The sequence below is a fragment of the Paenibacillus sp. WLX1005 genome (assembly GCF_046603685.1).
In the GTDB taxonomy this organism is placed as follows: domain Bacteria; phylum Bacillota; class Bacilli; order Paenibacillales; family Paenibacillaceae; genus Saccharibacillus.
Window position 1 is genome coordinate 3090539 of record NZ_CP176756.1, and the last position, 12344, is coordinate 3102882.

The window sequence follows — 12344 nt, forward strand, 5'->3', positions numbered from 1 at the left end:
ACTGTTGCTTCAACCATAACATCCTACTCTATAGTTTAGGGGAAAAAGCAAAGAAATGCCATCCGCAGACCTATTTTATTTTGATTTTTCAGAAAATGACCAACCAAATAGGGCAAACAGCACATAACAACCGCCCAGTACCCAGAACAGACTGGACGGCGAACCCATTTCAATCCCTTTTCCGCCTACTGCCGGTCCAATGATACTACCGAAGTTGAAATGAAACGAAGCAAGTACATTCGCCGCTGGCAAATAGGATCGTGGCAGGATATCGGCTGCATACGCAAGACCAAGCGAGAAGAACGATCCTACTAGACCACCAGCGATAGCAAAAATAACCGCCAGCAGGATTTGCTTCGTTCCGACAAACGGTACGAGCATAAACAACAGACCACCGATACCGCCCGCTAACATCAATACTTTCTTCCGTCCAAACCGGTCGCTCAGCATCCCTAAGGGAAGCTGTAAAACAAGCCCTCCGATGCCGATAAAAGGTAAAAGGAATGCAATATTGTCGGTGGACAATCCGATCCGCAATCCATAGACCGGGAAATTGCTGTTCATTGCCGCCTCCATATAGCCGTACAGCAGCGCTGGGATTAACGCATACCAAGCGAGCCGGTAACTGCGGCCAAAGCGTCCTTTTTCCGGTGTGGTGCTCTCGCCCTTCGCAGGTGCGCCATTGGGCAGCTTCCACCAGACCAGCAATGCAACAACGATGAATACCGCCGCCATAATCACGAATGGAACCATCATCCCCCAGTCTAGCAATGAAATGCCCAGTGGTCCGATGCTAAAGCCAATTCCGTAGGACATGCCGTAAATAGATAGATTGCGTCCACGATTCGCTGCGGGTGTCACCATGAGTACCCAGAGCTGCGCCACATAATGGATCGCACTATCGCCAATGCCAACGAGCAGCCGAAGTACAAACCAGAATGCAATCCCGGGAACGAGTGGGAATAGCGGCAAAGCGATAATAACGAGCAGTAGACCGCATAATAACAACTTCTTGAATCCAAGCTTGCCAAGTAGCCGTTCAGCCACTAAGGTCATCGAAAAAGAACCGACATACAATGCCGCCGCATTGAGTCCGTTCATTGTAGAAGATACGCCCATTTGCTCCAAAAAGATGGCGAGTACAGGCAGCAGCATTCCCTGGCTCAGCCCCGCAACAATAATGGCAAGAATAAGAATCACGAAATGCAGAGTCTGATTGGAGTCAGCTCCGGTTGACGTACGTGCAGTGTTGTTAAACAAGGAATATTCCTCCATTTTTGCTAGGTAGATGTGTATTTTATTTTACAAACTGCCGGAATTATGCTGTAATTTGATAACGGTTCTTCTGTAAAAATCCTGCTATGTATGCATTTTCGGCCATCCCAATATTATAGTGGACAATTGGCCTGCAAACAAGCCATAATAAGCACAACAGGGTTTTAGGAATCAGCCTGTTTTTTAGCATTTTCCGCGTTTGGATATGCGGCTACCGACTATATTTGGGAGGTCTTGGTTTCATGAGCTATCAGGTGAAAATCGACATTTCCCCGGTCTATGATCTGCTCGGCAGTTTTATGGTCTATGTGACCAAAAAATGGATTCGTGACATTGATCTGGGCCCGGAATGGATCAGGGAAATTGATAATAGGTTAAGCAATGGAGTACGGATGGCAATTCTGGAGGCTTCTTCTTGGCCTTTTGACGATTATGACGCACTGTATGCTTGGGCTAGCTGCCGGACACGCGAAGGCTCGGTCAGCGATTTTCTGGATCATCTGGAAAGTATGCCGGAAACGGATATGTGGAATGAGATTCATCCGCTGATGCCTGCACTCACACTGAGCGAAGCGATCCGTATTCAAAAAAGCTACGCCCCACTGCTCAAGCTATGGTACGAGAATTACTTTAACGAGATCGAAAATGAAATTTTGCCGCTGATCGCCGAGGATGGCGAAGAGAAATTGCGGTTGCTTGATAAAATGGAGCCTGCTGCGCTGATTGAATATGCGTCGGGTGGTCTGGTCGTTCCCGAAATGCCCGGTCTGAACACCGTTATTCTGTTCCCGACTGTGCACAACCGTCCGATCAATACGTATTGTTTCTATGAAGGCTTTTTGTTAATTCAATATCCGGTCGATGTGCATGAAGAAGGCGAAGAAGACCCGCCAAACGTATTACTGCGTATGACTCGCGCATTGTCCGATCCAGAGCGTCTACGTATGCTGCGCTATATTGGCGGCGATGAGCCGAAATCATTGCAGGATATGTCCCATGATCTGCTTCAGCCGCAAGAGACGCTAATGCATCATCTGATGATGTTGCGCGTAGCCGGTCTGCTGCGCATTCATCTGGGCAGAGAGGATATTGACAGGTTCAGCCTGCGTCAGGACGGCGCGTCCGAATTGCAGCTGTTCCTTGAATCGTATATCCGTATTTAAGGAGTGAACGTCATGAACAACATTCGGCACCAGCATCTGATCTTCGATATGGATGATACGCTGATTTATTGTAACAAATATTTTAATTTGATTTTGGATGAGTTTATTACGCTGCTATCGGGATGGTTCAAAGAATACGATCTAGCTATGGACGATATTCGGCAAAAGCAGATCGAGATCGACGTTGCCGGTGTACATGTAGTCGGCTTTGCAAGTGAGCATTTCCCCGCTTCGCTGGTGGAAACGTATCGCCATTTCAGCCGTGTGTATGGTCGTCCACTGGACGATATTGAGGAACGCCAACTGAAGCTGCTCGGCAGCAGTGTATACGAGAAAGAAGTTGAACCGTATCCAGGTATGGTTAATACGCTCGAATCGCTGCGTCTTGCCGGTCATACGCTTTATCTGTATACGGGTGGCGAAACTGCTATTCAACAGCGCAAAATCGATCAAATGAAGTTAAGCTCCTTTTTCGGAGAGCGCATCTTCATTCGTCAGCATAAAAATATTACTGCACTAGAAGAAATCATCACGACTCAGCTGTTGCCTCGTCAGGATACATGGATGATCGGCAATTCGCTGCGTTCCGATGTACAGCCTGCATTGCAAGCATCGCTGAATACGATCTATATCAAGCAGGAATTAGAATGGGCGTATGATATTGTGCAGCTGCAAACCGGCAGTGAGCAATCGTTCCATACAGTTTCACATCTAACGGATGTACCGGATACGATTCACCAACATCTGAATATTCACGATAACGAACAAAAACGGACCTGGGGTTAAACCCGGTCCGTTTTTTTGTGATAAGACATTTTGGTGAGACAAGAGAATTCATACTTCTCATCCAGTGCCTTACTATACATTCAGCAATACCGATCTCACTCGAAGAAAATTAAGAATCGACAGCTTCCACTCCAAGCTTGCCAGTTTGACGATCTACCAGTTTGATGCGCGCTTTGAAGTCATTTCCGCCTTTTTTAAATGATAGCACCTGACTTTCACCTTTTAGCAACAATGCTTTGAGCATTTGTACCGATACAGATTTACCGGAAAACTCTTTCCAGATGACAAAGCTACACCCCTGTTTGAAATGAGAGCATCCATAGCCTTTACGACCTTCAATAATCGTCCCGCCGCAGCCTTGACGTGGGCAACTCCCAAGTGCCGTATGAGAGGGTGTGGACGATCCGTTAGAACGATTGCTCTGAGTATTGGCAGCGCTGCTGTTAGCAATCTCCCTTGGATTAGCCTTAGAACTTCGTACAGCGCCTGTCGCTGATGATGAAGCTGTTTCGCTTCCGCCAATATGACGATTGCCATTTCCTCTATTCTCGCTAGTAGCTGTCGATTGCGTACGAGACGATTCGTAGTTGGAAGTAGAGTAAGACTGTGCATACGACATATCCTCTGGCGGCGCGTCTGGCATGGGATGATCGACAATAGCCGATGCAGATGACTTGTTACGGCTACTTGCCTTGCTACGCGCCGAGCGTGCCCCCTCTGCCCCATTGGATGAACTCGTAGAACGCGACCGGGAAGACGATGCACTACTACTGGAACGGCTGCTAGTGGATGTGCCGGTGCTACTCGATGTGCGAGAGCTGGTACGGGTACGTTTCCCTTTTCCTTTGGAGCGTGATGATTCATCTCCAAACAATCCGGCAGCAGCGGGAGTCTGCGTTCTTACCTTATCGATCACCGATACGGCGAATTTCTTCACACTTTCCAGAAACCGGTCGGAATCGGCTTCGCCACGCGAAATCTGGTTTAATCGCCGTTCCCATTGTCCGGTCATCTCCGGGGAAGTGAGCAGCTCTACGCCTGCGGCACGGATCAGCTCGATTGCTGCTCTTCCTTTGAGCGTTAACTCGATCTTTTTACCTTTGGCAGTAACATAACCAACCTGCTTGAGACGCTCAATCGTCGCGGCGCGTGTTGCTGGTGTACCAAGACCTGATTCCTTCATCGCATCGCGCAATTCCTCATTCTCGATCTGCTTGCCAGCACTTTCCATCGCTTTGAGCAATGTGCCTTCTGTATACGGCTTTGGTGGCTGTGTTTCCTTTTCTTTCACATCCGCTTTGCGACATTGCACCGGCAGTTTGCTATCGATAGTGAACGGTTTGTCCGTTTCCTGCTCTTGCTGCTCTTCGCCGTCTGCATCTTTTTTGGACGACTTGTTGCCCGGTTTGCCTTTGTCCTTATCTGGCAACGTCACCTTCCAACCCGGCGATAGCAACTCCTTGATCGCCGTTTTGAACGTCTCCTGCTCCACCACCGTCAGCACTGTGTGATGCTTATACTCCGCTGGTGGATAAAACTGTGCCAGAAAACGGCGAATAATAAGATCATACAGCTGCTGCTCTTCCTTGCTCAGCGTACCGGGCTTTTTCAATGTCGGCAAAATCGCATGGTGATCTTCCACCCGTGCTGGATTGCAGACAGACTTGTTATTCACATGCACACGCTTGCTATCGGCTTCACTGGCGAGCTGAGAATAATCGCCGCTTTGCAGCATATTCAATACCTTGTGCATGCCGTCAATATTTTCCTTTGTCACATAGTTGGAGTTTGTACGCGGATACGAAATGATCTTATGGCGTTCATACAATGCCTGCGCTACATCCAGCGTCTTTTTGGCGGAAAAGCCGAATTTGGCATTGGCATCGCGCTGTAACAATGTCAGATCATACAGCTTGTACGGATACTCTTTGCTTTCCTTGATCTCGTACTTACTGATCTTGCCCTCTTTGCCTCGCACTTTCTCTGCAATGGCTTCGCCTTTGGCTTTATCGGTCAGACGGTCTTCCCCTTGCCAGATGCCTTCATACGTTTTGTCCTTTTGCTTGAACGACGCTTTCACCTCGTAAAAGGTCTGAGAAGTGAAGCTTTCGATCTCCTTTTGCCGATCATAAATAATTGCCAGCACTGGGGTCTGCACCCGACCAACAGATAACAGATTGTTATGCTTGGTCGTAAATGCACGCGACGCATTCATGCCGATCAGCCAGTCCGCTTCACTACGTGCTCGGGCAGCCTGAGTAAGGTTCTCAAATTCACTGCTATCCCGCAACTGGTCAAATCCGCGCCGAATACTCTCGGCAGTCAGATCGGAGATCCACAGCCGTTTGACTGGCTGCTTCAACTTGAGTTGACGCTGAATCAATGCAAAGATATGCTGCCCTTCCCGCCCGGCATCGCAGGCGTTAACGATACGGTCGCATTGCTTCGCTAGATCACCGATCACCTTGAGCTGATCCTTCGTGCGCGGATTCGGCACGATCTTGAATTGCTCAGGAATAATCGGCAAATCGCCAAAGTTCCAGCGCTTGTATTTACTATCGTATGCTTCCGGCTCTGCTAGTCCGATCAGATGACCGATTGCCCAAGTGATAATGTAACGTTCACCTTCAATATATGTGCGCTGATTGCGTGCACCAGGTTCGATCACCGCCGCAATATTACGTCCCATATCCGGTTTTTCGGCAATAACGAGAATTTTCATGCTTTCATTCCTTTCAGGGAATGGTGATGTATACCGTATTGGTATGATTATCATCATTTTAACGGATTTTCGGCAAAAAAAGGAGCCACACTCTGGAGTGCAGCCCCCTTTATACCACGTTCGTATAACTCTGTTTTAGTATAGCACAATTGTGATTGTAAATCGAACCGAATCCATGGATGGGAAGCCGAGAATACATGACTGCATCGCAGTCGAATCCTCTCTGCCTTATACGAGAACGGTTGCACCCATCAGATATTTATCCACTTCGCGCGCAGCTTCGCGACCTTCGTTAATCGCCCACACAACCAGACTTTGTCCACGACGCATGTCGCCCGCAGCGAATACTTTATCCACATTCGTGGTGTATTTGCCATAACGTGCTTTTACATTCGTCCAGCGGTCACTTTCCAGTCCCAGCTGCTGGGAAATCGTTTGCTCTGGTCCGTCAAAACCGATTGCAATCAGTGCCAGTTCTGCTGGGAATACACGCTCTGTACCCGGAATTGGCTGATAAATTTTGCGACCTGTTTCATCAACAATACGCTGAATCTGAATCGTATGCAGTTCTTTCAGATTACCATTTTCATCACCGACAAATTTGGTTGTCATGATTGAGAACTCACGCGGATCGCTACCGAAGATCGCTTTTGCTTCTTCCTGCGCGTAATCCAGTGTGTATACATTCGGGAATTGCGGCCACGGGTTAGCGATCGGATCGCGCTCCAGTGGTGCTTTATCATGCGTACCGAATTGCGTTACACTACGACATCCGTGACGCAGGGAAGTAGCTACACAGTCAGAACCGGTATCCCCGCCACCGATAACGATCACGTCTTTGTCCTGAGAGGACAAGTAATTACCATCTTCCAGATTGCTATCCAAAAAGCTCTTGATCGTGCCGTTCAAATAATCCATCGCGTACACTACACCATTCAGCTTGCTGCCTTCGATGTTGAATTCACGCGGTTTCGTTGCACCGCCACAAAGCACAACTGCATCATAATCATCGACCAGCTGCTGTGCAGGGATGTCTTTACCAATCTCAGTACTCGTAATGAACTCAATGCCTTCCTGTTTGAGCAAGTTTACACGACGTTCGACGATTTGTTTATCCAGCTTCATGCTCGGAATACCATATGTCAGCAGACCGCCAACACGGTCGGAACGTTCGTATACGGTCACACTGTGACCAGCTTTGTTCAGCTGTGCAGCGCATGCCAATCCGGCAGGACCGGAACCGATAACAGCTACACGGCGACCCGTACGCTTCTCCGGCGGCTCAGGTACAACCCAACCTTCGGCAAAGCCTTTTTCAATAATCGCTTCTTCAATCGTCTTGATCGTGACTGGCTGACCAATCAGACCGACTGTACACGAACCTTCACACGGAGCCGGGCAGATACGACCAGTAAATTCCGGGAAATTATTTGTTTTGTGCAGACGCTCCAGCGCTTCTCTCCACAGACCACGATATACGAGGTTATTCCATTCTGGAATCAGGTTATGAACCGGACAGCCAAAGGTGGACCCTGCCATGTTCATTCCTGTGTGACAGTAAGGCGTTCCGCAATCCATACATCGTGCGCCTTGCGTACGCAGCTCGTCTTCAGCCATATGCTTGTGGAACTCTTCCCAGTCTTTTACACGCTCAAGCGGATCACGATCCGCAGGAATTTGTCTTTTATATTCCATAAATCCAGTAGGTGTAGACATGTTAAATTTCCCCCATCCGTTCTATACGCTGCCGACCTTCTGCAATAACCAGTCTGCCGATAAGTTTATTTTCAAGAGTAGCATTATGACCAAGATTGGCAAAATGGATTAAGCGCATAATTATTTGTACTTTTTACATAGAGATTACACCGTCATGAAAGATCTTGCAATAACAATCGTGTGATTTTCATCAAATTTTGCATATTTTTATTTTTATCATCTTATCGATATCGCTAATCTTCCTTACAGCCGCAAGGGTTTCAGCATTTTCTTCAGACAAAATATACATTTATGCAAAAACACGAGATTTCCCCTCAACAAGACATGTATCCAGCAAATATACAAAATCTTCGGACCATTATACAAGCATTATGAGATTTTGTTAATAATTATGCATTTCAATTGAAAGTAATACGCCGATTTAGCGACGCATGTACTTTTCAAAATGGTACTCATACACATTCTTCTCATCACGGATACCCGGCGTATCTTGCTCCAGCTTCCATAGCGACCAATCGACTGCCGGAAAATACGTGTCTCCATCAAACTCATGTTCAATCTGCGTAACAAGCAAAACATCCGCATGTCGTAAAAATAGTTCGTAAATTTGCGAGCCGCCAATGATCATTAGCTCATCATCACCCGCGAGCTTCAGCGCCTGCTCCACTGTGTGCACGACCTCAGCACCTTCTGCTACAAACTTCGGATCGCGTGTCAGTACAATATTGCGGCGATTACGAAGCGGCTTTGCGCCAAACGATTCCCAGGTTTTGCGCCCCATGACAATTGTTTTGTGCTGCGTCTGTTGTTTGAAATAAGCCATATCGGCAGGCAACTTCCACGGCATATCGTTATGTTTCCCGATTACTCCGTGCTTGCCCTGCGCCCAGATCAATGTCATTGTCACTGTGGCCAAACCTCCTGTCTTCCAGTGTATATCCGATTGATGTCTATCTGAACAAACCGGATAAGTTTATTCTATATCATATCATTAAAACCTATCATTCTGCATCAACTTCTTGTAATCTTTTACGAATGATTTGTAAGTGTATATAATGGATAATTCGTGAAAAAGCAAGTTATTAAAAGTTTTATATGGGGAGATTGATAAATTTGATCAACTTACTGGAATTGGAAGTTTGAGTTGGAACTGCGTAATGGAATTGTGAGAGGTGCATACGGAAGTTTTGTACTGTGGTGCGCAGGATGACTGGATGGCAAAACAAAAGGACACTCTTCGAGTGGAAGAATGTCCTTTTATTCATTGTTTCGTTTGAAGACTATTTGTAGACTCTAACTGCATATAGATAGAGCATTAGACTTCAAGGCGAGCATTGAATAACAACCTTGGGCTTACCTTGCGCTTACGTTATGCTTGTAACGAGAGAAATAAGCGAGTAACTGTCATTCATCAAATAGCGATTGGTGCTTTGATGGTTGGATGGTATTCGTAATTTTGAAATTGGAAGTCTTCAAATGTGTAGTCGAAGATCGATTCTGGCTTGCGTTGAATGGTCAGTGTTGGCAAATGGTGTGGTTCACGGGTCAATTGTAGTTTGACCTGTTCCAGATGATTGTTATAAATGTGCACGTCGCCGCCCGTCCAGATCAGATCACCCACCTGCAAGTCGCATTGTTGGGCGACCATATGGGTTAGCAGTGCATACGAAGCGAGATTGAATGGCAGACCAAGGAACGTATCGACGGAACGCATTTGGAACATGCAGGACAGCTTACCATCGGCTACGTAAAATTGGAACGCGTAGTGGCATGGCGGGAGCGCCATGTTATCAACTTCGGCAGCATTCCATGCGTTGACGATATGACGACGGGAATTGGGATTGTTTTTGATTTGCTGAATTACAGACGTGATCTGATCGATCTGTTCGCCGCCTGGACCACGCCAATCACGCCATTGTGAGCCGTAGACGCGACCTAGATTACCATCTTCGTCTGCCCATTCATCCCAGATCGTCACGCCATTCTCACGCAAATAATTAATATTAGTATCCCCACTCAGAAACCAGAGCAGTTCATGAATAATCGAGCGCGTATGCATCCGTTTCGTTGTCAGCAGCGGAAAGCCTTCCTGTAAATTGATTCGCATCTGACGACCAAATACAGAAATCGTTCCTGTTCCCGTACGGTCCCCCTTTTCCACTCCATTGTCCAGAATATCCTGCAACAATTCTAAATATGCTTTCATTACTATACACCTCATAACTAAGACTTGTGTTCAGGGAAAGCAGCAGCTTTGAGGTAACCTATAATACACTAGAATTCTCATCTTGCTGTGCTCATTGTGCAACGCTACACGTTGCGATGGTCGCTGTTTTTACACACAAAAACTAGTGTACCATTGTTGATGATTTCATGTACAGCTTCTTCAAGCTTTCTACTCACTATGTTCTATTATAATCATTTGAACTTCAAATACCTATCATTCTTCTCTACAAATGATTTCCATTTTATGTACAGTATATATCAAGTCTTATGCATCTATAGCGCAATAGCACCATACAAACAAAATAAAAACCCCTGACTGCAATAGCAATCAGGGGCTTCATTACACATTCAAGCGAAAATTAACGAGTTTCGCGGTGAAGCGTGTATTTTTTCAGACGTGGGCAATATTTTTTCAGCTCAAGACGCTCCGGATGGTTCCGTTTGTTCTTGGTTGTTGTGTAGTTACGATCGCCAGTCTCTGTGCATGCCAAAGTTACGATAACGCGCATGTGAATTCACCTCACTTCATTGGTAATCAGGAATGATTAAATTAACTCTTCCGTAAAATCAATTAAACACCTTGTCCATTTTAGCATACATTGTTTTAAAAACCAATACATTTTTACGAACAGGTATTCACTTGAATTCCAGCATATGAAAAACCGCCAGGAGCTCTCTGGCGGCTGTTCCTCACCTTTGCCAGCTTATGAATCTGTACAATCTTACCAGTTGCCTGAGAAGTGTACGTTCTTGTTCACCGCTGTCTAAAGGCTGCGTGGTTGCATACTTCTGCCATCAGGGATAAAAGTCCAATCACGAGTACGATTAAGCAACAAATAATGATATATGGCAGAGACTAAAGAATAAGTTGATTATAGAGATAACAGTATGCTGCACCGCTGAATGCAGCATACTGTTCATCACTGTCCTCTATCTTACTTCTAGTATACAACACGTAGTATACAACACGGAAAAATATATTAGCTCTCATCTTATGACAAGAACAAATGTACTTCCTCTGTAACAGAAATTACTTCTTACGTGGAGCTACAACGTGGATCGGATGACCCATAACCAGCTCAGCTGCTTCCATTACGATCTCACCCAGTGTTGGATGCGCATGGATTGTCAGAGCCAGATCTTCGAGTGTAGCACCCATTTCGATAGCCAGACCCAGTTCTGCAATCATGTTAGAAGATTCCAGACCTACAATTTGGCTACCCAATACAACGCCTGTTTCTTCATCAGCAACGATTTTCACGAAGCCTTCAGTATTACCCAGGGAAGTTGCACGACCGTTACCGGCATAAGGGAATTTACCTGCGGATACTTTGTATCCGTTCGCTTTTGCTTCCGTCTCAGTCAGACCTACGCTTGCGCATTCAGGATCAGTAAACGCTACAGCAGGTACACATTTGTAATCGATCACGGAAGGCATACCGGAGATCACTTCAGCTACCACTTTTGCTTCATAAGAAGCTTTGTGTGCCAATGCCGGACCTTCAACGATGTCGCCGATTGCAAAGATGTGCGGGATGCTTGTGCGTCCTTGGTGGTCGATTTTCACCAGACCGCGATCAGTCAGTTCCAATTCGATCAGATCCAGACCCAGTTCGCCGTCTGTATTTGGACGACGACCAACTGTAACGAGCAGGTAATCCGCAGTCAGTTCTTGTTCTTTGCCATCTACTGTGAATTTCACAGTAACGTCTTTGTCGGTTTGAGTTGCACTTTCCGCTTTCGCGTTTGTGAAGATCTCTGCACCGGATTTTTTCATATTTTTCGCTACGAGCGAAGTCATATCTTTATCGAAGCCTGGCAGAATTGTATCCAGACCTTCAATGATTGTAATTTTTGTACCAAATTTAGCATACATTTGGCTCAACTCGGCACCGATGTATCCACCACCGATAACGATCATCGATTTTGGAATTTCAGGCAGGTTCAGTGCTTCTGTCGAAGACAGGATGCGACCGCCAAACGGGAATGCTTTCAGTTCGATTGGACGGGAACCCGTTGCGATGATGCAGTTTTTGAAACGGTAGCGCGGGGACTCATGGTCGTTGAACAGACGCGCTTCGTTTTCATTGATGAACATGCACTCACCTTGGAAAACTTCAACTTTGTTGCCTTTGAGCAGACCGCTTACGCCGCCAGTCATTTTTTTCACAACGCCGTTTTTGAATTCTTGTGTTTTACTGAAGTCAACTTTTACGTCGCCTACCGTAATACCGAATTGTTCGCCGTGCTGTGCAGCTTCAAACTGGTGAGCAGCTGCGATCAGCGCTTTGGAAGGAATACAACCGCGGTTCAAACATACGCCACCAAGTTCGGACTTGTCGACGATTAGAACTTTTTGACCCAATTGTGCAGCGCGGATGGCGGCTACATAGCCACCAGGTCCCGCACCGATTACTAACGTTTCAATATCGATAGAAGCATCTCCTACTACCATT

The 12344-nt window shown here is 46.4% G+C and carries 9 protein-coding genes; 2 read left to right on the forward strand and 7 right to left on the reverse strand.

The features are described from left to right. Window positions 1-75: 75 nt before the first annotated feature. Complete coding sequence (locus ACE3MZ_RS13170; RefSeq protein WP_411342621.1) at window positions 76-1260, reverse strand: MFS transporter; 1185 nt, start codon at window positions 1258-1260, stop codon at window positions 76-78. 257 nt (window positions 1261-1517) lie between these two features. Between ACE3MZ_RS13170 and ACE3MZ_RS13175 the strand changes: the two genes are divergently transcribed. Together ACE3MZ_RS13175 and ACE3MZ_RS13180 are read left to right on the forward strand one after the other, a co-directional pair. Continuing rightward, window positions 1518-2438 carry a winged helix-turn-helix domain-containing protein gene (locus ACE3MZ_RS13175; RefSeq protein ID WP_411342622.1) on the forward strand — a complete coding sequence of 307 codons (921 nt, stop codon included), beginning with the start codon at window positions 1518-1520 and terminating at the stop codon, window positions 2436-2438. 12 nt (window positions 2439-2450) lie between these two features. After that, window positions 2451-3224 carry an HAD family hydrolase gene (locus ACE3MZ_RS13180; protein WP_411342623.1) on the forward strand — a complete coding sequence of 258 codons (774 nt, stop codon included), beginning with the start codon at window positions 2451-2453 and terminating at the stop codon, window positions 3222-3224. A gap of 109 nt (window positions 3225-3333) precedes the next feature. Here ACE3MZ_RS13180 and ACE3MZ_RS13185 read toward each other — a convergent pair whose 3' ends face one another. The 6 genes from ACE3MZ_RS13185 to lpdA all read right to left on the reverse strand — a co-directional run bounded on the left by ACE3MZ_RS13185 (window position 3334) and on the right by lpdA (window position 12343). Continuing rightward, window positions 3334-5946 (reverse strand): DNA topoisomerase 3, encoded by a 2613-nt coding sequence (locus ACE3MZ_RS13185; RefSeq protein WP_411342624.1) that lies wholly within the window; start codon window positions 5944-5946, stop codon window positions 3334-3336. Between the two features lie 228 nt (window positions 5947-6174). Then, window positions 6175-7662, reverse strand: a complete 1488-nt coding sequence (locus ACE3MZ_RS13190) for a glutamate synthase subunit beta (RefSeq protein ID WP_411342625.1) — start codon at window positions 7660-7662, stop codon at window positions 6175-6177. Window positions 7663-8083: 421 nt separating this feature from the next. Further along, window positions 8084-8563: a dihydrofolate reductase gene (locus tag ACE3MZ_RS13195; RefSeq protein ID WP_411346789.1), complete on the reverse strand. Its 480-nt coding sequence runs from the start codon at window positions 8561-8563 to the stop codon at window positions 8084-8086. A gap of 510 nt (window positions 8564-9073) precedes the next feature. Next, the gene (gene thyA, locus ACE3MZ_RS13200; RefSeq protein WP_411342626.1) at window positions 9074-9868 is read right to left on the reverse strand and encodes a thymidylate synthase; all 795 of its coding nucleotides are present in this window, start codon (window positions 9866-9868) and stop codon (window positions 9074-9076) included. A 379-nt stretch (window positions 9869-10247) separates the two neighbouring features. Next, a complete protein-coding gene (rpmG, locus tag ACE3MZ_RS13205; protein WP_082472246.1) occupies window positions 10248-10397 on the reverse strand; it encodes a 50S ribosomal protein L33 in 150 nt (49 codons plus the stop codon). A gap of 521 nt (window positions 10398-10918) precedes the next feature. Continuing rightward, window positions 10919-12343 carry a dihydrolipoyl dehydrogenase gene (gene lpdA, locus ACE3MZ_RS13210; protein WP_411342627.1) on the reverse strand — a complete coding sequence of 475 codons (1425 nt, stop codon included), beginning with the start codon at window positions 12341-12343 and terminating at the stop codon, window positions 10919-10921. Between the last annotated feature and the right edge of the window lies 1 nt (window position 12344).

What these genes read in the sequence shown, in the direction of transcription:
- ACE3MZ_RS13175 (WP_411342622.1), top strand. Translation starts at nt 1,518, where the DNA reads ATGAGCTATCAGGTGAAAATCGACATTTCCCCGGTCTATGATCTGCTC.
- ACE3MZ_RS13180 (WP_411342623.1), top strand. Translation starts at nt 2,451, where the DNA reads ATGAACAACATTCGGCACCAGCATCTGATCTTCGATATGGATGATACG.
- ACE3MZ_RS13185 (WP_411342624.1), bottom strand. Translation starts at nt 5,946, where the DNA reads ATGAAAATTCTCGTTATTGCCGAAAAACCGGATATGGGACGTAATATT.
- ACE3MZ_RS13190 (WP_411342625.1), bottom strand. Translation starts at nt 7,662, where the DNA reads ATGTCTACACCTACTGGATTTATGGAATATAAAAGACAAATTCCTGCG.
- ACE3MZ_RS13195 (WP_411346789.1), bottom strand. Translation starts at nt 8,563, where the DNA reads ATGACATTGATCTGGGCGCAGGGCAAGCACGGAGTAATCGGGAAACAT.
- thyA (WP_411342626.1), bottom strand. Translation starts at nt 9,868, where the DNA reads ATGAAAGCATATTTAGAATTGTTGCAGGATATTCTGGACAATGGAGTG.
- rpmG (WP_082472246.1), bottom strand. Translation starts at nt 10,397, where the DNA reads ATGCGCGTTATCGTAACTTTGGCATGCACAGAGACTGGCGATCGTAAC.
- lpdA (WP_411342627.1), bottom strand. Translation starts at nt 12,343, where the DNA reads ATGGTAGTAGGAGATGCTTCTATCGATATTGAAACGTTAGTAATCGGT.